This is a genomic window from Metaclostridioides mangenotii (assembly GCF_018917235.1).
Lineage (GTDB): Bacteria > Bacillota > Clostridia > Peptostreptococcales > Peptostreptococcaceae > Metaclostridioides.
Map to the genome: position 1 here is coordinate 470,565 of NZ_JAHLOF010000001.1, position 22,510 is coordinate 493,074.

Consider the following 22,510-nt stretch of genomic DNA (forward strand, 5'->3'; position numbering starts at 1 on the left):
AAATCTGTCATTGTCAACAATTAATTTGACACTGTCAAATATTGATTATCTCATTAATATAATGAAAACAAAGTACATAAACTTATAAAGCTAAAACCTGCATTCTAATTCCCGAATAAAGCTTCAGAGAATAATTTGGCATCAAAGTCTTGAAGATCTTCTGCTTTCTCACCTACACCAATTAGTTTTACAGGAACATCTACTTCTGACTTAACTGCAAGCACTACTCCACCCTTTGCAGTACCATCTAGTTTTGTAAGAACTATTCCAGTAATATCCGCTACATCTTTGAATGTCTTAGCCTGTGAAACAGCATTTTGTCCTGTTGTAGCATCAACTACTAATAGAACTTCTCTCTTGGCTTCAGAAAATTCTCTATCTACTATCTTAAATATTTTTCCAAGCTCATTCATAAGATTGGTTTTATTGTGAAGTCTACCAGCAGTATCGCATATCAATACATCAACCCCTCTGGCTCTTGCAGCTTTAACAGCATCAAATACTACAGCTCCAGGATCTGCTCCCTCATGGTGTTTGATAATATCTACATTCGCTCTCTTTGCCCAAATATCAAGTTGTTCAGTTGCCGCTGCTCTAAATGTATCAGCTGCTGCTAGTAGAACTTTTTTGCCTTCTTTTTTATATCTAGTTGCAAGCTTTCCTATTGTTGTAGTTTTTCCAACTCCATTAACTCCTACCATTAGTATTATACAAGGAGTAGGATTTATATCTAGTTTTGTATTATCCTCTGTTAGAATCTCTTCTACTATATTTTTTAGCTCAACTCTAACATCCATAGGATCTGTTATACCTTTTTCTTTTATTCTACTTCTAAGAGTGTCTATTATACCCATTGTAGAATTAACCCCTACATCAGATGTTATAAGAATCTCTTCTAAATCTTCTAGCAACTCTTCATCTACTTTTGTGTATGACTTCAGTATTATATCTATTTTGTCAGTTATACCTTGCTTCGCTTTTGTAAGGCCTTGTTTAAGCCTTTCAAACATATTAATATTTGGCTCATTAAAATCAACTTCAGTCTCTTCAACTTTAGTTTTTTCCTCAAATTTATCTTCAAGAACTTGAGCTTTGGCATCTTCTGAGAGTAATTTACCCGGTTCATCAATTAAGTTTGAATCGATATCATTAGCTTTTTTTTCTACTTCTATAGCATCCGATGAAGCTATTACTTCATCTAATTCTTTTGGTTCACTGTTTTTATCGTTATAACTTGGCTTTTTATCATTTAAGACTTCAGTCGTATCTTCTGCTAAAAATTCTTTTGCATCTTTTCCTGCAGTTTTAGTTTCAGTTTCAAGATCTTGTATTTTATCTATATTTTGTGATTCATCGTCTTCTAATGCTTGCTCTAAATCTCTAACTTCATTTTCGTCATCTTGTTGTTTCCTCGATTTAAAAAATTTTTTAAACACTTAATTTCCTCCTGTTTGAGTGATTTATTATAAAAATTAAATATAATATATAGTTTTTTATATTTACATTGCATTTGATATTTTTTCTGCTTCACTGAGTTTTAAACCAATTATTTTTGATATTGCTTTCTCCTGCATTGTAACTCCATAAATAAAGTCTGATGCTTGCATAGTTCCTCTTCTATGAGTTACAGCTATAAATTGGGTCTCTTCTGATAACTCTTTCAAGAACTCCCCAAATCTGAATATGTTAGCATCATCAAGTGGAGCTTCAATCTCATCTAATATACAAAACGGAGTTGGTTTAGTCATTAGAATCGAAAAAAGTATACTTATTGCAGTAAGTGCCTTCTCTCCTCCGGATAACAGGTTCAAGTTTTTCATTTTTTTACCAGGTGGTTGAGATATTATATTTATATCACTTTCTAATATATTTTCTTTATCATCTAGTATAAGCTCTCCATTGCCTCCACCAAATAATCTATTGTGCACATACTTATATTTTTCGTTTATTTTATCAAATTGTATTTCGAACTCATCTTTCATATTTTTTTCAAGCGAACTTATTATATTTTCAATACTTTCAATTGAAACCTCTAGATCTTTCTTTTGTACGCTATAAAAATCATATCTTTCTTTTACTTCTTCATATTCTTTAATTGAATCAAGATTTATATTACCAAGCTCTTTAATATCTCTTTTCAAACCAGCTATGGCTTTTTTATCAACACATAGATTATCATCTTTAAGTTCATTAGCACGGATAAATGTTAAATCGTATAACTCATTGAGTTTGTTTAAGCAATTTTCGTGACTTTCTCTCAACCTTTCGAGTTTTGAATCTACTTTAAATAGACTCTCTTTAAAATGAATATACTGTCTATCTATTACCTTTACATTTTTGTTTGATTCTTCAAATTTCTCTTTTATACTTACTTTTGCCAAACGCTTATTTTCTAAGCTCTTACCATTTTCAACCAATTGATCTTCTAAGTTATTTTTTTCTTCAATTTCCGATTGTATCGTTACCGATAACTCTTTAATCTCTTCTTTTAGCTTTTCAGTTACCGTTTCCAATTTCTGTTTTTTAGATTCTAATTCCAAAGATTCAACTTTTATTCTTTCAATATCCTTAACTAAGGAATCAGATGCTTGAATACATTTTACAAGATCTAATTTTAGCCTATCAAAGCTTAACTTATCTCCTTCAAATACATCATTCTGTTCTTTTAGTAGTTGTACATTTTTTTCGATATTTATTTTATTTACATAATGTTTTTGATCGAGTTCTTTTATTCCATTATTGATTGATGTAATTCTTTCTTCAGTATAATCAAGATTTATATATAACCCAGATTTTTCTTTTTCTAGTTTTTGATAATTTGTATTAAGAGTGTTTATATCGCTTTTAAAGTTATTATTTTGTAAATTAATTTCAAAAATCTGTTTCTCTTTATCCTTTAATTTAGCTTCCAATACTGTTAAGTTTTGCTCTTTTTCTGTTATTTCTTTTGTAATATATCTATGCTCTTCTTGAATTGAGGCTACTTCTTTAACTAGTATCTCAATACTTTCTTGATATTCATTTATTATTCTCTTTCTAGAAAGTATATTTCCATTACTCTTTAAACTACCTCCTGTTAAAGAACCTCCTATGTTTAAAACTTCTCCGTCAAGAGTTACAATCTTAAATTTATGACCTATCTCATTTGCAAAGGCAATTGCAATATCCATATCTTCCACAATTATAGTTCTTCCTAATACATTTTCAAAGATATTTTTGTACTGTACATCGTATGAAACTAATTCACTTGCAATACCCAATGCTTTGTTTTTTGTTTTAATAGCATTTAAATTTATTGGATTTCCTTTTATTATACTTAGAGGTAAAAATGTAACTCTCCCTAAGTTATTTTTCTTTAGATAGTTAATAGCATTTTTGGCGCTTATTTCATCTTTGGTTATTATGTTTTGCAGATATCCTCCGAGCGCAGACTCTATAGCTTTTTCATATTTTTTGGGAACTTCAACTAATTGACCTAATGCTCCATGTATACCATTTAAGGTTTTATTTTTTAATACTTCTTTTACTCCTCTATTAAAACCTTCATAATGATTTTCCATTTCATTATAAATATTAATTTTAGATTTATAGTCATTTAATGTGTAGTTCGTCTTTTGTATCTTTCCATCAAGTCCAAGAACAAAATTCTTTAGTGACCTAATCTCACTCTGCTCAGTTCCTCTTTCTTCAATCAATTGATTCAATGCTTTTTTATTATTTTCAATTCCTACCAAACTTGCTTCAAGTTTCTTGTTTTTCTCTTGTATTTTGATATTTATATCATCAAGCTCAGACTCAATGTCTTTTGATCTTGACAACATATTGTCTTTATTTGCTGTCATTGTAGAAAGCTTATTACTAAGCTCCTGTTTTTTGTTGAGAATCTCTATAATACCTTCTTTAAGATTTTCTATTTCATTATTTAAATCTTGTATAGAAGACTTTTTGTTTGAATTATTTGCCTCTAATTTTGTAATTTCAGTTTCTAATTGCTTAACTAACAGATTATTTTCAACTGATTTTGATTCTAAAATTTTTAAATTCTCTTTATATCTTTTTAGTTTTTCGTCCGATTCATCAGATTCTTTTTGTTTAGCATAAATTTCCCTTTTATGATTTTTAATTCTCTCATTTATAAGGCTAATCTGCATATCTCGTTCTGATAAAACCTCTTTTATAGAATTTATATATTCTACGGCCTTCTCAATAGAATCATCTAAAACTCTAGATTCTCTATCTAGCTCGGTAGCTTCTTTTTCAACTTTTTCTTTTTCAACTTCTTTTTCTTTAAGGTTAGCTTCAATAATTTTACTGTGTTCTACAAGTTCGGTAATTTCATTATCTAATGTCTCAATATCCCTCAAAAAGCTATTTACTTCCAAACTTTTTAGCTTTTCAGTGAGTTCTTTGTACTGTTTAGCCTTCAGTTGTTGATTGTACAGAGGTTTGATTTGATTTTCAATCTCTATGTATATATCTTGAATTCTCTCAAGATTTTCTTTCGTATTTAATAGATTTTTTTCCGCTTCGTGTTTTTTATATCTGTATTTAGAAATACCACAAGCTTCATCAAAAATCTTTCTCCTATTCTGAGGATTATTGCTAAGTATTTCATCGACTTTTCCCTGTTCAACAATAGAATACCCATCTTTGCCTATTCCTGTGTCAAGAAGAAGTTCTTTTATATCTTTTAACCTACATACTTTATTATTTAAATAAAATTCACTTTCACCATTTCTATATGCTCTTCTTTTTATAGTAACTTCACTAAAATCAATATCCATATCATTATCCAAATTGTCTATAGTAAGTTCAACTTCACAATAATTCATAGCTTTTTTAGTTTCTGTACCTATAAATATAACGTCTTCAAGTTTATCTCCTCTAAGACTTTTTATACTCTGTTCTCCCAAAACCCATCTAACTGCATCTGAAATATTACTTTTCCCACTGCCATTTGGACCTACTATAGAAGTAACCCCTTTGTTGAAAAGTATATCGGTTTTCGTTGGAAATGATTTAAATCCTTTTAATTCTAATCTCTTTAAGTACAATGCCTTTCTCCTTACTTATTTATCTAAAGATTGTAAACACTAAACAATTTAGAGTAAATATCATTCATACTAATTTTTAGTATGTTATTTTTATCTATCATTATTTGTAGTTGCTCCTCATCTACATTTGACTCTTCAACTTTTAACATAAGTCCATATTTTTTACTCATGTAGTTTTTATTTGATTTTTTATTTCCTACTATTCTCGAAATATTTTTTTTATTAACTCTTATTACTAACTCATGTTTAAACTCGTATTTGTTTATTACTTCACTTTCTATAAAATCTTTTATTATTTCAGATTCTACAAGCTCTCTAAAAGCAGGATGATATGGCCCATCAACTACGGCTTCTCCCATCTGAATATCGTCAGTTGCTTGTAGACCTACTCTTATCACATTAATATCGTTGACATAATACAACACTAAAAGTTTTTTGACAATGCTTATACTTTTCTCTAGTGAAAAAGGTGTATACTTACCTTCTGATAGAAGTATCTCAAGTCCGGTTTCCTGAACCACTAATGTAGGATAAATTCTAACACAACTTGGATTCATCTTTATAAACTCTTTTGCTGTATATAAACACTTTTCTTCAGTATCAGTAGGAAGACCAAGCATCATCTGTAGTCCAAGTTCGAATCCAAATTTCTTTATTAATTTAGCACTTTTATAGACTACATCACTTTTGTGTCCTCTTATACTTTCATCAAGAACATCCTCGTCTAGTGACTGAACCCCTAATTCTATAATTCGAACTCCGTACTCTTTTAACATACTTAAAATATATTCATCTATACAATCGGGTCTTGTCGATAATCTTATATAGTCAACATCACCGCTATCTATATAACTTTTTGCTACTGCTAGTAATTTTCTTTGTATCTCTATATCTATAGCAGTAAAACTTCCTCCAAAAAACGCAATTTCTATACTTGAATCTCTATCTATATACTCAAGACATTCTTCAATTACTGATTTAGCTGTTTCTTCTGTTACGTCCGTACTCACTCCTGTTATCTTTTTTTGATTACAAAAAATACAATCGTGAGGACATCCTTTATGAGGTACAAATATAGGAATTATTTTTTTCTTCATTATTATCAATCCTCTGTAATCTATTTACTAGGCTTAATCTCAAATTTATGAATTTGATATCTAAGTCTAATTATCTAATATTTTTAAGCCCTGCTCTTGCTGCTAACTGCTCTGCTTCCTTTTTACTCTTTCCTTCTCCAATACCTAAAACAACATCATTTATTCCAACTTCCATAACAAATCTCTTATTATGGTCTGGTCCTTTTTCATCTATTAAATTGTACCAAATGTTGTTTTCTCCTCTACTTTGGAGTAATTCTTGCAAATGAGTTTTATAATCTCTAAATATATTTCCTTTTCTAGTATCTTGAATTATATCTCCCATAAATTTAAGTATAAAATCTCTGGCACACACAAGCCCTCCATCAAGATATATAGCCGCTATTACAGCCTCAGTTGCATCTGCTAAAATAGAAATTCTCTGTCTTCCTCCCGTTGCCTCTTCACCTTTTCCAAGTAACATATATTCTCCTAAGCGAATGCTATTGGCAACTTCATTAAGTGATTCTTCACACACTATGTTAGCTCTGAGCTTAGTAAGTTCTCCTTCTGGCAAATTCTTTTCAGCTTTAAATAAATAGTCACTTACAACAACTCCTAATACTGAATCTCCTAAAAATTCAAACCTTTCATTGAAGTTAAATTTTTTATTCTCATTAGAATATGAACTATGAGTGAGTGCCTCAAGAATGTAATCTTTATTTTTAAATTCGTAACCTATAACTTTTTCAAAACATTGTATATTATCTAATAATCTTCTATTAATTTTCATAATTCACCTCCAAAACATACTTATCTACTGTATATTTTACTATTTTTTGTTAACTATTGCAAAAACTAAATTCTACATATTCATAAAAACAAAGCTGCCTATGAAACAGATAATAAAGTCTCATAGGCAGTTTTAAATCTTATAAATCTATTACTCTTCGTCTTCTGTGCAATTTCCACAATTGCAAACTTCCTCGTCATCTTCAGAAGATAGTATTACAGCGTCACACTCTGGGCAAACTATATCAACATCATCGTCGTAAAGTAGATCTTCATCTATATCTACTAACTCTCCACAGTTCGGACACTCCATCTCGATAAAATCTAAATCGTCATAATCTTCGTCATCTTCATCTTCAAATATGTCCTCTAAACTATCTTCAACATCTGCTAGATCTTCATCTATTGAATCGACATAATCTTTAAGATCATCTTGATCCTCAGATAAGACTACTATAGAATCAGCAAAAACTTCTAATACATCTACTATCTTATGTATCATTTTTCCTTCTTTGCTTTCTTTGTCAATATCCATTCCTTCTGCTAATCCTTTTAAATAAGCAACTTCTTCGTATAAATGTTTCATATAGTCTCCTCGCTTTCATATTTAATATATAATATAAGCCTATATATCTTATATTATTAAGACATATAAGCTTTTATATACATATTTTATAGATCTTTTTTAAACTCTTGATAAGTATTCGCCTGTTCTTGTATCTATCTTAACCTTGTCCCCAACATTTATAAATAATGGTACTTGTACAACAGCTCCTGTTTCTACAGTGGCTGCTTTAGTAACATTACTTGCAGTATCTCCTTTAATTCCAGGTTCAGTTTCTACTATTTCTAATTCCGCGAAGTTTGGAGCCTCAACTTGGAAAGGTTGCCCTTGGTAGAATCTTATTGTAGCAACTTCATTTTCTTTTAAATATTTAACGGCATCTTCTACTTGGTTGTATTCTAAAGGAATTTGCTCGAAAGTCTCTTCGTCCATGAAGTAATATAATTCTCCATCATTATATAAATACTGCATTTGTCTTGTATCAATTATAGCTTTTGGGAACTTTTCACTTGGGTTGAAAGTTTCTTCTCTTATTGCCCCAGTTTTTAAGTTTCTGTACTTTGTTCTAACAAATGCTGCTCCTTTACCTGGCTTAACATGTTGGAAATCTACTACTAGACATGGTTGTCCGTCTTTTTCAAATGTTACACCTTTTCTAAAATCTCCTGCTGATACCATATGTTTATTCCTCCATCTTAAATCTTATAATTATGGTAGCATTAACCATACATTAATTAATCATGTCCTGTAAATTCCCTACATTACAGGATTACAAATTTTTCTAGTATTATCATATCACAAAATACACACATATAACAAGGATTTGACACGCCTTATAACTTTATTTTTTAATATAAATAAAGATTCATCGTATTTTATACATTATATGTTATATATTTTTCCTTTTACTCCGTATTCAATATATTTATATCAAATTTTGTTTGATATTTCTGAGAGTTTTTAGATAAATTTAAACACACTTTTATATACGTCCCTTTATCTATCTGTCGTATATATATATTATCTACATAGTCTCCAATTTCATACCCACCAGCTTGACTAGAACCATTTTTTAGTGAGTTGACAAAAACTTTATTTCTGTTTCCGTTTAAATATATCTCTTTATCATCCGAACTGTCATCTCCAGTTGAATACTTAAGCTTTATTGACTTAACATCTATATACTCATTTGTATTATTCTCACCATATTTAAGGGGAGTAATACTTATTATCCCTTTACTATTTGACACTAGGCTCTCTATGTGTTTAGTAATTTCAGCAGACTGCTGTTGAAGTTCAACTAAATCATTCATTCTATTTTTTAAATTTAATGTAACACTTAAAAGTGAATATAAAGTAAATGATATAATCACGACTACAGACAGTGAAACTACACCTTCAATTAACAAGTACCCTTTGGATACTTTTAAACTAGAGATTTGTTTCACAAGTTTCGTAACAGACTTATAGTCATGCAATTTAACTCTCATACTTATCTTCCTTAAGTAGTATTCTTCCACTTACTGGTGTTATAGTTATAAATTTACTATAATTATCTTTAAATACTTCTATGGTTGAACCCTTTTCTGCTGGTGATCCGTCAATTTTAAATTTTATAGTGCTTAAACTGTGATCTATCTTTGCACCTTGTGGTAAAAGATTGGTTTTTATATCCTCTCCATCCTTTCTTAAAGCATAACCTTCTGTACCATCTTTTTTTGTGTAATATATGTATGTATTATAGTTTCCGAGCATATTTTCTCTTCTTACATATCTAATATCCGAACAAAACTGCCTTGAGAATAAGTTTATAGTTCTATTATCAACACTTCCTTTTGGGATACATAAGGTAGATAACAGTATTATTATGCTTATTGTTACAACTAGTTCTATTACGGTCACATTCCTTCTCTTTTCAATTTATAGCCCCCTGTAGTTATAGAATCTGAGATAGTCACACTCATTAAGGTCATTCTTCTTTAAATTTTCGCTTTCTTTATTTGTAATAGCGTCATCAGAATTTTTATTTATATTTTCTAAGTTTGTGTATCTGTCAAAGTTCATTTCAGCCATATTTTCTGATGATACTTCCTCATCAGAAACTTTGTATGGATTTTTTATAGCTACATTTACTCTAAGATTTTTATAGTAATTTTCATCTTTAGCAGTACTGCTTACTTCAAATAGTAAGTATCCATTTTCTTGTAATAATCTGTTATTAGTTATTTTAATACTTACATTTTTTAAATCACTGCTACTCAAATTCTTTATATCGTTAATAAAAGTATTCATGTTATTTCCTAAGAAATACTCGTTAAACCCATTTTCATCGGAAGTAGTGTCGATTGCTTTTCTGATATGTCTCAGCACATTGCTTTTTACTAATTCAGATCCACTAACAGAATTCTCCTTTAAAATATTATCTTTATACTCTAAATCAAATATCCTACTATTTGTATATATCCAGCTAATGCACACTACACTTACTGCTGTTATTATAGAAAAAACCAATAGAGAGACAATTAAAACCGAGCCACTATTGTTTTTAATGTTTCTAGTGTTTCGTAACATAACTAACCAACTCCAATGTTCTTCTATTACCAATTACTTTTACATTTATTTTATAATTTTTTACAAACTCACTATTTGATGTAACTGTACTCGATACAACATAATCCCCGACTTGATTATTACCTATGTCTAAAGATTTTACTTGGATTTCTTCACTTTCATTATTTTTTATCTTATATTTTTGATTTTCCAAATTAGATTTTGCTAAGTTTAACATTTCTCTATTTTTCTCATTATTTTTAATATGTCTATAACAATTTTGAAGAGCAGTCGATACTAAATAAACTGAAACTATTAGTATTGACAGGCTCACAACACATTCTATAGCGACAAAACCTTTGCTACTTTTCAATAGAATCTCCTTTCAAAATCACTAGTTATCTATAATTTACAAATAGATAATTTTTAACGGTTTAAATTTAGTAATCATATAGTACAATTGTACATATTTTTAAGAATTTCCTTATCTTCTAGTGTTGGATTTATTCCCGTCCATATTTTAAATGCTGCTAGTCCTTGATTTACAAGCATATCGATTCCGTACATAGTCTCTATATTTTGACTTTTAGCCCATTTAATTAAACTTGTATTGTGAGGATTATATACAATATCACAAACTAGTACTGCTTTATCAATTGAGATATTTTTATCTATAGGACAATCGTCACTTTTCATACCAATAGGTGTTGCATTTATAAGTATATCTACACCTTCAAGATCGTTCTTATCTACTTCTTTTTTGCTGCAACATGCTTTGGTTTCAAAGTTGGAGTTTATTGTTTCTACAATGTGATTTGCATTATCTAAACTTCTATTTCGAATTTCAATTGACTTAGCTCCTTCAACAGCAAGCTCTATAGATATACTTCTACATGCACCACCTGCTCCAAGAATTAGAATTTTTTTACCTTTTATGCTGTATCCTATATCGAATATAGACTGAACAAAACCTATCCCGTCTGTATTATAACCTTTCAATGCACCTCCCTCATTTTTAATTGTATTTACTGCCCCAACTAATTTAGATTTTATATCTAAAAAATCTAAGTATTTCATAATTTCTACCTTATGTGGAATAGTAACGTTTAACCCGATTATACCTAGGACTCTTACAGATTCTACAGCTGCCTTTAAATCCTCTTTTGATATATCAAAACATTCGTAAATAATATTTTCTTTATATTTTCTATAAAGGTAATTGTGTATAACTGGAGAAAAACTGTGCTCCACCGGATGACCAAAAAGACATGTAGTTTTTGTTTTTGCATTTATTTCCATAGCTTACTCTCCTCTATTTTATTGACATCAATATGTTCAATTATACTTATTAAAAATCCCAAATTTCTCTTACGTGTTTTCAATTTATATTTTATTTATTCAAATACATACTTAATATTACCTGAATAGTTATTATTCGTAAATACGATTAAAATTATTTTAGTTATGGTTAGTCGTTTTATTGTATTATTACTATTTTATTTTAGTTATATCAGTCAACTTGGATAAGTCCTCTTCATATAATTTAAGGTGACCGTATAAAGGGGGTGACTTATTGACTACTGCTAAATCGTTTGAAAAACCACTAACCCCTGAAGAGGAAATCAAATATTTAACCAAATTCAAAATAGAGGATGACAGAAATGCTAAAGATATATTAATAGAGAGAAACATGAGATTAGTGGCCTATATTGCAAAAAAATATAACAATGCCGCAGAAGATCAAGATGATTTAATTTCCATAGGCACTATAGGGCTAATAAAGGCCATTGACACTTTCAAAATAGATAAAGGTACTCGATTAGCTACATATGCATCGAGATGTATCGAAAACGAAATTTTGATGCATATCAGGACAAATAAAAAGAACAAGGTTCAAGTGTCTCTTCAAGACCCTATAGGAACAGACAAAGAGGGCAACGAAATAAATTTACTAGATATCTTAGGAACAGATATCGACTATGTTGTTGATGAAGTTCAATTGAAGGTTGAAGTTAGTAAACTATATAAACAATTGAATGACATACTAACTCCTAGAGAAAGAGAAATTGTGCAGTTGAGGTATGGACTTACACCCCTTGGATATAAAACTCAAAGAGAAATAGCACAAAAATTAGACATATCAAGATCCTACGTATCTAGGATAGAGAAAAAAGCCTTAAACAAACTACAGAAAGAATTGAGTAAAGAGTTTTAGTAGATTTTTAGTCTCTAATCGCTTTTATTCTTTAAACTCTAAATCCCCCTATATAATCCCAACTAGAATCTAGAAAACTCTAGCTGGGATTATTTCGATTTAAAGTGTTTAAGCCATTATTAACAGCCAAAGCCAACGGAGTTTTCTAGATATTTTAAAATAAAAATTAGAATAAATAAGTAAAAAGCCCCTTAATCTGAATATAAAAAATCATAATGATGTTATTTTATTACCTAGTAATTTTGTCTCTCTTATCTTAAATATTTTACCTGTTTTAGCTCCAGGGAGAGCTTTATTTATCTTAGCAGCTATAGAGTTAATCACTACCTTTCCTAAACCTGGAAGGTAAAGTATCTGTTTAGATACAATGATAAGACTCTATAGAGTTTTTCATATGATTAACGAGTGCTATCACCTCGGTTTCCAATCCCTCCCAATTATCAACATACTCTCCTCGATAAGCTTTTCTGGCTAAGTCAAGTAAAGTCGCATGTTCCTTAGGTAACTGAGGTATAGCCCACTCCGCAGCCACATCTTTTGGAGAAATTTCACCTACAGTCACTGTTAGCCACATTCGTGCAAGGGTTAAAATCACGTTACGTTCATCACCTTTGATACCCTCAATCAAACCTGGCAAAGACTCCATAATCGCTCTTCGAATATCTTTAATCGGCACTGGATCAAGTATATCTGAAGAGTGAGGGCCAAAAAGAGAAACACTACTCATTCTTACTTGTGCTAAAACTATAGCCAAATCAGGATCAAAAGTTGGTTCATGGACATGCCCTTTCTCAAACTCATCCCTAAGCCATTCACCATAGATAAATTCATTTTTTGGCGGATATCGCCAAGGTACAACATCCTCATGGTTTATAACCGTGACTTCAAGAGGTCGCACAGAATCAACATTTCCAATCTTTCCAGATATAAGCATTAGTCTATCGGTTAATTTTCTTCGAGTTGCTTCAGTCATACTATTATTTACAACCACTAGAACATCTACATCGCTATTAATATGCAAGCCACCTACTACTGCAGAACCAAATAGATATACGCCAACCACAATTCTATCTAGTAACTCCTCTATGATTTTTAATGTTTGTATTGCTTCCTTCGGTATTTTTACGCTATTAAGATTACTCATCAAATACATACTCCTCTCGTCTAAAATAAATATTCTTAAATAATCTATTACTCTATAAGACCTCCTAATATTAATCTATATATTAATACAATATCAATATATACTAAACTTTAAAAGGTAAATTTAATGTTTATTTATTCTCTAAATTATACATTACGTTAGGATTCTTAGGTATCTTCCTAATGTCCTTACTTATCTCCCTTAGTTCTTTGTCAAAAAAATCTATAGTCGCCCCAATAAGTCCTGCATCAACCCAAACTTTCTTTTTCATTATCCTCTCCTACTTATTTTATTGCATTAAAAAAGAACTCCTATATAAGAGTCCTCAGTAAAAATATATACGTTATCTTTTATTTGTTTTGTTATTCTTCATTTTTAATGAAATAACAAGCTAAACAAGCTAGTAGAGAAATTATCCAAGCATTAGTGAAAAATGAATTCATAATAATTCATAGAATTACAAATACAAACGCAATATCAATATTTTTTCTATTTAAATAAAGTTGTATCTTTTTTATATAAGTCAATATCCCCATCCCCTTTAGATATTTATTTTTGTATCATGTAATGTTATAGTCACACTCACGCTAATATGTTAATACAAAATGGAGTTACACCTAAAGATGTTCAAAAAAGATTAGGACATTCAAATATTAATATAACATTAAATACTTATACGCATACTTCAGAAGAATCACAAAGAAAGGTGGCTGAGTTATTCGATAGATTATAATTTGCCACCGAGTTTGTAATTACGGTGGCAAATAGTCTATTTAGTTTAATCATCTAAGCTTTCACATAATTCTTTGAACAAAGGTACTGCTGATTTATTGCCATTTTCATTACCTTCGACAATTGCTGTTATTACGTACTTAGGTCTATCAGCAGGATAGTATCCAGTTATCCAACCATGCTCTATCGGAACCTTATTTATATTAGATTGAGCTGTACCAGTTTTAACTCCTGATCCACCTTCTAAGTCTTTTAGAAGCTTTGCCGTACCGACTGTTGATACTGATTTCATCATATTTTTTACCCTTGTACTCACGTATGGAGAAATAATTTCTTCAGTCTTATTAGATTTAAAAGTTTTAATAGTTTTTCCTTCGTTATTTATTACGCTATCATATAGTTTTAGCGGTTTATAAGTTCCATTGTTAGCTATAATTTGGGTCATTTGATTAATTTGTATAGGGGTAAATTCCATACTTTCTTGTCCTATTGCTAAATTTCTAAGATAAATTTTCTCAGGTTTCTCTCTAATTTTTTCCTCATCCAAACCAATATCCACTTTTTCAAATAAATGAAGTTTTTCAGCCGTTTTTAGAATCTTCTCACTACCTACTTTTGTAGCTATATCAAAAAATGCAGGATTACATGAATTAGAAAATACATTTTTCAAATTTTGAAATCCATGTCCATTGTGTTTGTGACATTTAAGAACCTCGTTAGAACTACCTATCTTAGTTTGCCCAGTACATGTATAAGTATAATTTTCATCTACAACGCCATTTTCTAGAGCAGAAAATAATACGACCATCTTAAATACTGATCCTGGTGCATAAGTAGATTTTACGACTCTATTTTCAAATTCTCTATTTTTGCCATTTAAGCTCTTTGTCAAGTTATTCGGATCAAAGTTTGGTCTAGAGCTCATAGCTAGTATCTCACCCGTATCAATATCTGATACAATAATCGCAGTCGGATGATCTTCTTTGTCTGCTATTTTTTCTACTTTTCTCTGTATATCAGAATCTATAGTCAGCTTAACATGTCTATCTGTAGCACTTTTAATCACTTTTTTTATTCCACCCTTTAGTATATTTAAATCATCCGAATTACCAATATGGCCTGCTTTAAATACACTAACATATTTCTCATTCGATCCCTTTAAAATCTTATCCATACTTTTTTCTATACCCATTTTACCAACATCATCGACTTCATTTGTATATCCAATTGTATGGGAAAGTAAATTATTTTTCGAATATCTTAGAGTTTTTTCCTCTATTAAAATTCCGTTTTTTATTAATTGGGCGGTGTATTTGCTGTCAATTTTTTTTACCTCTATTTCTACTAATGTCTTATCCATTTGCTGTTGAATAGCTTTATAGATATCCAGTTCTGTAATGTCCGTAGCTTTTTTTATTAGTTCTATAAGCTTATAATTATTGTTTAACTTCTCTTTTTCAACAACTAATATAGTCTTTTTGTCTGTATCAGTTAATTTTTTACCATTTCTATCATAAATAACGCCTCTGCCACTGTTTAATTCTATTTTTTCGACGCTTTGATTTTCTACATTTTTGCTGTATTTATCATTTTTTATAACTTGAATATCTACAATTCTATATATCAAAAATCCAAAAACCACAATTAATACTATAAATAATTTATAAATTCTTCTGCCCATAACACCAGAAGATGAATTTTTTAGCCTTGACATAAGATCACCCCTTAACAACTATAATATTGACAAATTGCAAGGGGCTAATACTTCATAATGCAAATTTTAATTTTCTTTGCACTTAATTTTCAAGTTTAATTAATTTTTTTATAATTTCTTCACAAACCTCTTCTACAGATTTTTTATCTGTATCTACAATTATATCCGCTAATTTAAGATATTTTTCTTGACGTTTTTTCATAAGACTTTCTATAAAATCCACATTCATATTTCCATTTAAAATAGGCCTTTCATCGCTACCCTTTACTCTATCTAATATTGTCTTTGGATTTGCCATAAGTAATACATTTTTACCCTGAGATTTCATAGCTTCTATATTTCTACTTCTAAGGACTACTCCTCCACCACAAGATACTATATTTCCAGTGCTTTTTTTCAAATCTTCAATAACTTTACTTTCTAAATCTCTAAATTGATTTTCTCCAAATTTTTCGAATATCTCTGAAATGGGCATACCCTGCTCTTTTTTAATATATTCATCTATTTCTATACATTTCATTTCAAGCATCTGAGATAACTTCTTAGAAACTGTCGTTTTTCCAGCTCCCATAAAGCCGATTATCATTATATTGTAATTAAGAATTTCTTCTGACTTTTTCATCTCTCTTATTCTTTTTAACTCCATAGCCAAATACCCGCTCTCCTATTATCTATAAATTAAATCATATAACTTATTAATAGCCATTTGATTTGATTATTCTACTCTATTTTATATTGGCTCTTTTATAGACCAATTTTGATAATTAAATGTCATGAATAATGTTGTTAATATATATAACGATTATTCCAATAATTTCACCTCCTAAGATAAAGATTATTTTAATATTCTATATTTTTATTATACATAATATATGGATTTTAACTCCAATATTTACGAAAATCAAATAAACTTTATATAAATATCGGCTGTCTTAACTTAAATTTCTTAACCATAGTTAAAACAGAGCCATTATATTAATTCAGAAATAATTCAAACATTGGTATTGTCAATTTTTATTTAGATTTAAATGTGAAAAATTTAAAATCTATTGGAAGTGAATAAAAAAGCCCATTCTAATCAGAATGAGCTTTTTTATATTTGATTATAAACTATTATACAGATAACTGTAACCTAAATTTATAAAATCTATTTTTCTACTTTTTCTTCAATTATTTTTCTCAACATATAATCTTTGTCTACTTCAACTCCAAGTTTTAACTTTACTATTTGTCTTGGATGAGGAGCAGATTCTATAGGCTCTCCATCTTCATTGTACATTTCTTCAATATTAGTGTACGTTGTTTCTTTATAAGGTCCCATTACCTCGATTTCATCACCCACACACATTTTGTTCCTCTGTTCAGTAATTACTAACCCACTATCTTCTACATCTCTCACAATACCAATAAAATCGTAATTTCTTACATAAGAAGCAGATTCGTAATTTTGCTCAGAAGATTCTGGTTTGTTTATGTAGAAACCAGTAGTAAAGTGTCTATGACTGCCTTTCTCTAATTCTTGTAACCACATTGGATTAAACTTCCAAGTCTCAGGATTTTTGTAGTATTCATCAATTGCCATTCTGTATGCTCTAACTACTGAAGCAACATAATAAGCTGTCTTCATTCTACCTTCTATTTTTAAACTGTAAATACCCGATTGAATAATTTGAGGAATATATTCAATCATGCATAAATCTTTTGAATTAAAGAAGAAAGTCCCTCTTTCATCCTCATATATAGGATAATATTCACCAGGTCTTTTTTCTTCAACTAAATGGTATTGCCATCTACATGATTGTGCACAAGATCCTCTATTTGCATCTCTCCCGGTCATATAGTTGCTTATTAAGCATCTCCCAGAATAAGATATGCACATAGCTCCATGTACAAATGCTTCTATATCCATATCTTCTGGGGTTTTTTCTCTTATTTCTTTTATCTCATCAAATGACATTTCCCTTGCCATAACAACTCTCTTTATTCCTTGGTTATACCAGAAATTAGCACTCATATAGTTTGTATTATTAGCCTGCGTACTTATATGTACCTCCATATTTGGAGTAACTTCTTTAACAACACTAAGTACCCCAGGATCTGCTAATATTACTGCATCTACTCCTATATCTTCAAGTTCCTTTAAATACTCTGGAAGTTCTTTAAAATCTTCATTGTGCGGAATTATATTAACAGTAACAAATACTCTTTTCCCTCTCTCGTGAGCAAAGTTTACCCCTTCTATCATATCTTCTTTGCTGAAATTTTTTGCTGCAGTTCTCATGCCGAAGATCTCTCCACCTATATAAACAGCATCAGCACCATAAGTTATAGCTATTTTTAATCTTTCTAAGTCTCCTGCTGGAGCTAAAAGTTCTACTTTATTTGAATCCATTATTTCCCCTCTTCTCTCTCTTTATAACTCAAAGCAACTCCATCACCTATAGGTACTAGAGAAGTCGTAAGGTAGTCGCAATTGCATATAAAGTCTAAATAATATCTCATCCTCTTTACTATAGTCTTCTTTCTTCTTAATACAAAATCGTCGTGGGCTATCATTCCTTTGTAAAGAATGTTATCAGAGATTAAAAGCCCTCCAACTTTTAGCTTGTCTATAACAATATCGTAAAATAACTTATACTGTCCCTTTGCTGCATCGATAAATATCATATCGAATTCACCATCAACTTTACTTAGTTTTTCTTCAGCATCTCCTTCAAGTATAGTTATTTTTGATTCAAACCCTGCTCTTTTGAAGTTTTGTTTAGCTTTTTGTATCATATCTTCATTTCTTTCAGCTGTTATTATCTCTACATCACCATTTAAGGTATCTGCAAAAAAAATAGATGAATATCCTATTGCACAGCCTACTTCAAGTATTCTCTTAGGTCTCTGCACCTTTAGAAGTACTTTTAACATATCAGATACTTCTTTGTGTATTATTGGCACATTATTTTCATGTGCATAATCCTCTAACTCTTTTAAAAGTCCCGTATTTTCTTTTAAAGTATTTCGAATATAGTTTTCTACTTTTTCATTAACAATATTGCTCATAAATAAATCTCCTAGATACATAAAATAGATATATATTTTTATTGTTGATTTTAATCTTGTTTTTGATCTTTATTAGAATTTTGATCCTGTGTATTTACCTTTTTGTCTTTATTTAACTTATCTCTATCATCTTTATACTCTTTAACATACTTTAAGTGTTCCTCATATGTTTTGCTATAGTTGTTTCCACCATCAACTTTAGCAACAAAGTATAAATAATCGCTTTTCGCAGGACTTATCGCTGCCTCAATAGATTTAACACCTGGGTTTGCAATCGGTGTTGGGGGCAATCCCTTATTTTTATAACTATTATATGGTGAATCTATTTTAAGATCTGCATAAGTAACTATCTTCTTTCTTTCATTAAATATATACTGAATTGTTGCATCAGACTGCAAAGGCATACCTATTTTTAACCTATTGTAAAATACACTGGAGATAATAGGTCTATCCTTATCTAATATTGCTTCTTTTTCAATTATAGATGCCATGCTCATAATATCTTTTAAGCTCTTTTTTGATTTTTCTCTGTCAGACCTAATCTTATCATTGTATATATTATCAAATCTAGCCAACATGCTCTTAATTATATCCTTTTCAGATACTTTTCCCTCTTCAAAATAATAAGTAGCAGGATATAAAAAGCCTTCAAGAGTCGTTAAACCATCTTCTTTTAAGAATATAAAATCTTTCGAAAATTGTTTAGGATCTTTGATTAGAGATTCAAATACTTCTTTCTCTCCAAGATTCTTATCAACTAATGTAGCAATTATTTCTTTAGAAGTTGCTCCCTCTGGTACTACAATTTTTGTACCCACATTATGAACTTTACCCAAAACCAGAAGATCTAAAATATCATTATTTGAATAACTCTGATTTATCATGTAAGTTCCTGCTTTTACATTTGAATATTCATTATTTGTCTTAGCGACAAGCTTAAATAAAAATTCATTTTTTATAAGATCTTTGTCTGCTAAAACTTTCGCAATGCTAGAAATTGACGAGCCACTTGGTATTTCGACCAAGACATCAGTTTTATTATTTTTATCGTAAGGCCCTATTTGATTAACTATCACTACTGAAGCAATAATTAAAAGCACAATTATTGATAATAAAACTACTTTCCATTTATTAAATTTATGTTTCATAGTATTATCTACTCCTTATGCGTATTTACACTTTCTATATTATAAATCTTACTAAGATAATTTTCAAGGTTAGCTAAACACAGATAACCAAACTATTTCCTATATATTTCCCTACAAATGGTAGAAGCATACATTATTGCTAATTGATAAAGCATTTTAAATACTTATATTTTGCATATATAAATTTCGAATAATTTAAAATTTAAAAAAATTTCTATACTTATTACAGTATATAATTAATCTAAGAATTTAAATTAAAAAAGTCGTGGATAACCACGACTTTTTTTTATTATTCTTACTGTATTAAATTTTACGTATACCATCTTTAGTTACTACACCATATATAAGTTTGTTTTTATCCACTTTTTTATCTACAACTGTGTAACAACCTTCAAGTCTAATTTTTGCTGCTTCAAGTTTTTCTTTATTGTTGTAGTGTATATAAGCCAAAATATCTCCTTTATTCACACTATCACCTACTTTTTTATTTAAAACAATTCCTACTGAAAGATCCAGTATATCATCCTTTTTCTCCCTTCCAGCACCTAAAATCATAGCGCTTGCCCCTACTTCCTCTGCCTTTATCTTTTCTATATAACCACTTTTATCTGATTTTAGTTCATAAACATATTCGGATTTTTTAAATATAGAATAGTCATCTACTATGTTTTTATTTCCTCCTTGATTTTCTATAAATTCTTTTAACTTTTCAACTGCAGCACCAGAACTTATAACTTCTCTGATCTTTAATACTCCTTTATCAAAACTATAAACAACTTTTGCAAGTAATAGCATATATGCACCTAAGGTTTCACAAAGCTTAACAAAATCTTTTGGCCCATTTCCTTTTAGTGTCTCTATTGCTTCTATTACCTCAAGTGAATTTCCTACAGCAAATCCTAGAGGCTCACTCATATCAGTTACAACTCCTATAGTATCTCTGCCCATACCATTACCAATTTCAACCATAGAACTAGCAAGATCAAAGGAATCGTCTAATGATTTCATAAATGCTCCATCACCAGTCTTTACATCTAATACTATTGCATCTGCACCTGAAGCAAGTTTTTTACACATTACACTCGATGCTATTAATGATATATTATCAACAGTGGCAGTTACGTCTCTAAGTGAATATAGTTTTTTGTCTGCTATTGCCACTTCTGCACTCTGTCCACACACTGCTATTTTATGCTTGTTTACAGAATTGATAAATTCTTCTTCAATCATATCTATAGAGAATCCTTCGATAGACTCTAGCTTATCCAAAGTACCACCTGTATGACCAAGTCCCCTTCCAGACATTTTTGCTACCGGAACACCACACGCAGCTACCAATGGTGCAAGCGCAATTGTTGTTTTATCTCCAACCCCACCTGTACTATGTTTGTCGACTTTAACGCCTTTTATGTCAGATAGATCTATAATATCTCCAGACTTCATCATAGCTTCTGTTAGGTTAATTGTTTCTGCTTCATTCATCTTATTGATATAAATAGCCATAAGAAGCGCAGATGCTTGATAATCAGGTATTTCATCATTTGAATACTTCTCTACAAAGTAATATATCTCTTCCTTCGTAAGTTCAAGGTTGTCTCTTTTTTTCTTAATTATATCGTAAATTCTCACTGTAAAATCTCCTTTACTCAAATTATAAATTTTGTACGATTTCCTTAACCAATTTTATAAAATTTGACTTTACTTGTTTAGTGGTCTCAATTACCTCTTCATGACACAGAGGTTTATCTAGAATCCCCGCTGCCATGTTAGTTATGCAAGAAATACCTATTACATCTAACTTCGAATGAGATGCTACAATAACCTCTGGAACAGTTGACATTCCTACTGCGTCAGCACCCAATATTTTAGCCATTCTTACTTCAGCAGGTGTTTCATAATTTGGACCACTAAAGAACATATATGTTCCCATTTTTAAATCAATCCCAAACTTTGTAGCTGTTTTTTTAGCAAGATCTATAAATTTTTTTGAGTAAACATTAGACATGTCTGGAAATCTATCTCCAAATTTTTCATCGTTTGGACCTACCAAAGGATTGTCTCCACTAAAATTTATATGATCTTCTATTATCATTAAATCCCCAGGTACAAAATCTATATTTACACCTCCAGCTGCATTTGTAACTATCAATGTCTTAACACCTAAATCTTTCATAACTCTAACGGGAAATGTAACTTCTTTCTGTGAATAACCTTCGTAATAATGAAATCTTCCCTGCATTGCTACTACATCCTTACCTTCTAATTTACCTATAATTAGTTTTCCTTCATGTCCTTCAACAGTTGAGATAGGAAAGTTAGGTATATCTTTATAATTTAGTATCTCAGCTTCTTCAATGCTATCTACAAGAGATCCTAGTCCAGACCCTAAAATAAGTCCTATTTTTGGCTGAATTTTTGATTTTGCTTTTATATATCTTGTACTATCTTTGATTTTATTGTACATGTTTT

At 30.1% G+C, this 22,510-nt stretch carries 21 protein-coding genes and 1 pseudogene; 2 read left to right on the forward strand and 20 right to left on the reverse strand.

The annotated features are described in order from the left end of the window. Positions 1 to 104 precede the first annotated feature (104 nt). From ftsY to aroE, 11 genes are all read right to left on the reverse strand, one after another. A complete protein-coding gene (gene ftsY, locus KQI18_RS02195) occupies positions 105 to 1,436 on the reverse strand; it encodes a signal recognition particle-docking protein FtsY (RefSeq protein ID WP_216465980.1) in 1,332 nt (443 codons plus the stop codon). A 63-nt stretch (positions 1,437 to 1,499) separates the two neighbouring features. Next, on the reverse strand, positions 1,500 to 5,054 hold the full coding sequence (gene smc / locus KQI18_RS02200) for a chromosome segregation protein SMC (RefSeq protein ID WP_216465981.1): 3,555 nt from the start codon (positions 5,052 to 5,054) through the stop codon (positions 1,500 to 1,502). Between the two features lie 23 nt (positions 5,055 to 5,077). After that, positions 5,078 to 6,151 (reverse strand): elongator complex protein 3, encoded by a 1,074-nt coding sequence (locus tag KQI18_RS02205; protein ID WP_216465982.1) that lies wholly within the window; start codon positions 6,149 to 6,151, stop codon positions 5,078 to 5,080. Between the two features lie 70 nt (positions 6,152 to 6,221). Then, the gene (gene rnc / locus KQI18_RS02210) at positions 6,222 to 6,923 is read right to left on the reverse strand and encodes a ribonuclease III (RefSeq protein WP_216465983.1); all 702 of its coding nucleotides are present in this window, start codon (positions 6,921 to 6,923) and stop codon (positions 6,222 to 6,224) included. A 150-nt stretch (positions 6,924 to 7,073) separates the two neighbouring features. Further along, positions 7,074 to 7,508: a CD1247 N-terminal domain-containing protein gene (locus KQI18_RS02215; RefSeq protein ID WP_216465984.1), complete on the reverse strand. Its 435-nt coding sequence runs from the start codon at positions 7,506 to 7,508 to the stop codon at positions 7,074 to 7,076. A gap of 99 nt (positions 7,509 to 7,607) precedes the next feature. Continuing rightward, positions 7,608 to 8,165 (reverse strand): elongation factor P, encoded by a 558-nt coding sequence (gene efp, locus KQI18_RS02220; protein ID WP_216465985.1) that lies wholly within the window; start codon positions 8,163 to 8,165, stop codon positions 7,608 to 7,610. Positions 8,166 to 8,392: 227 nt separating this feature from the next. Further along, a complete protein-coding gene (locus KQI18_RS02225; protein ID WP_216465986.1) occupies positions 8,393 to 8,977 on the reverse strand; it encodes a hypothetical protein in 585 nt (194 codons plus the stop codon). Next, complete coding sequence (locus KQI18_RS02230) at positions 8,967 to 9,389, reverse strand: pilus assembly FimT family protein (RefSeq protein ID WP_216465987.1); 423 nt, start codon at positions 9,387 to 9,389, stop codon at positions 8,967 to 8,969. Before KQI18_RS02230 ends, KQI18_RS02225 begins: the two co-directional genes overlap by 11 nt. 18 nt (positions 9,390 to 9,407) lie before the next feature. Then, positions 9,408 to 10,058 carry a hypothetical protein gene (locus KQI18_RS02235; RefSeq protein WP_216465988.1) on the reverse strand — a complete coding sequence of 217 codons (651 nt, stop codon included), beginning with the start codon at positions 10,056 to 10,058 and terminating at the stop codon, positions 9,408 to 9,410. Continuing rightward, entirely contained in the window at positions 10,042 to 10,410 is a 369-nt protein-coding gene (locus tag KQI18_RS02240; RefSeq protein ID WP_216465989.1) for a hypothetical protein, read from the reverse strand. Before KQI18_RS02240 ends, KQI18_RS02235 begins: the two co-directional genes overlap by 17 nt. A 74-nt stretch (positions 10,411 to 10,484) precedes the next feature. Beyond that, positions 10,485 to 11,336 carry a shikimate dehydrogenase gene (gene aroE / locus KQI18_RS02245; RefSeq protein WP_216465990.1) on the reverse strand — a complete coding sequence of 284 codons (852 nt, stop codon included), beginning with the start codon at positions 11,334 to 11,336 and terminating at the stop codon, positions 10,485 to 10,487. A gap of 274 nt (positions 11,337 to 11,610) precedes the next feature. Here aroE and sigK point away from each other — a divergent pair, with 274 nt between their 5' ends. Then, positions 11,611 to 12,252 (forward strand): RNA polymerase sporulation sigma factor SigK, encoded by a 642-nt coding sequence (gene sigK / locus KQI18_RS02250; protein ID WP_216465991.1) that lies wholly within the window; start codon positions 11,611 to 11,613, stop codon positions 12,250 to 12,252. A gap of 358 nt (positions 12,253 to 12,610) precedes the next feature. On the opposite strand, the gene ant(9) is transcribed toward sigK, so the two are convergent. Next, the gene (ant(9), locus tag KQI18_RS02255; RefSeq protein ID WP_216465992.1) at positions 12,611 to 13,396 is read right to left on the reverse strand and encodes an aminoglycoside nucleotidyltransferase ANT(9); all 786 of its coding nucleotides are present in this window, start codon (positions 13,394 to 13,396) and stop codon (positions 12,611 to 12,613) included. Between the two features lie 130 nt (positions 13,397 to 13,526). Next, positions 13,527 to 13,667, reverse strand: coding sequence for a hypothetical protein (locus tag KQI18_RS02260; protein WP_216465993.1), 141 nt, complete (start codon positions 13,665 to 13,667; stop codon positions 13,527 to 13,529). A 318-nt stretch (positions 13,668 to 13,985) separates the two neighbouring features. On the opposite strand from KQI18_RS02260, the pseudogene KQI18_RS14535 reads away from it, so the two are divergent. After that, a pseudogene (locus tag KQI18_RS14535) lies at positions 13,986 to 14,129 on the forward strand (tyrosine-type recombinase/integrase); the annotation flags it as partial. Between the two features lie 45 nt (positions 14,130 to 14,174). Here KQI18_RS14535 and KQI18_RS02270 read toward each other — a convergent pair. The 7 genes from KQI18_RS02270 to KQI18_RS02300 all read right to left on the reverse strand — a co-directional run bounded on the left by KQI18_RS02270 (position 14,175) and on the right by KQI18_RS02300 (position 22,505). Then, on the reverse strand, positions 14,175 to 15,842 hold the full coding sequence (locus KQI18_RS02270; RefSeq protein WP_216465995.1) for a peptidoglycan D,D-transpeptidase FtsI family protein: 1,668 nt from the start codon (positions 15,840 to 15,842) through the stop codon (positions 14,175 to 14,177). Between the two features lie 82 nt (positions 15,843 to 15,924). Next, on the reverse strand, positions 15,925 to 16,488 hold the full coding sequence (locus tag KQI18_RS02275; protein ID WP_236887624.1) for a shikimate kinase: 564 nt from the start codon (positions 16,486 to 16,488) through the stop codon (positions 15,925 to 15,927). Positions 16,489 to 16,989: 501 nt separating this feature from the next. Continuing rightward, the gene (locus tag KQI18_RS02280) at positions 16,990 to 18,234 is read right to left on the reverse strand and encodes a peptidase U32 family protein (protein WP_216465996.1); all 1,245 of its coding nucleotides are present in this window, start codon (positions 18,232 to 18,234) and stop codon (positions 16,990 to 16,992) included. Then, on the reverse strand, positions 18,234 to 18,893 hold the full coding sequence (locus tag KQI18_RS02285) for an O-methyltransferase (protein ID WP_216465997.1): 660 nt from the start codon (positions 18,891 to 18,893) through the stop codon (positions 18,234 to 18,236). Before KQI18_RS02285 ends, KQI18_RS02280 begins: the two co-directional genes overlap by 1 nt. Before the next feature lie 50 nt (positions 18,894 to 18,943). Then, on the reverse strand, positions 18,944 to 20,041 hold the full coding sequence (mltG, locus tag KQI18_RS02290) for an endolytic transglycosylase MltG (RefSeq protein WP_216465998.1): 1,098 nt from the start codon (positions 20,039 to 20,041) through the stop codon (positions 18,944 to 18,946). A 303-nt stretch (positions 20,042 to 20,344) separates the two neighbouring features. Beyond that, positions 20,345 to 21,670 (reverse strand): pyrimidine-nucleoside phosphorylase, encoded by a 1,326-nt coding sequence (locus KQI18_RS02295; protein ID WP_216465999.1) that lies wholly within the window; start codon positions 21,668 to 21,670, stop codon positions 20,345 to 20,347. Between the two features lie 22 nt (positions 21,671 to 21,692). Further along, a complete protein-coding gene (locus tag KQI18_RS02300; RefSeq protein WP_216466000.1) occupies positions 21,693 to 22,505 on the reverse strand; it encodes a purine-nucleoside phosphorylase in 813 nt (270 codons plus the stop codon). Between the last annotated feature and the right edge of the window lie 5 nt (positions 22,506 to 22,510).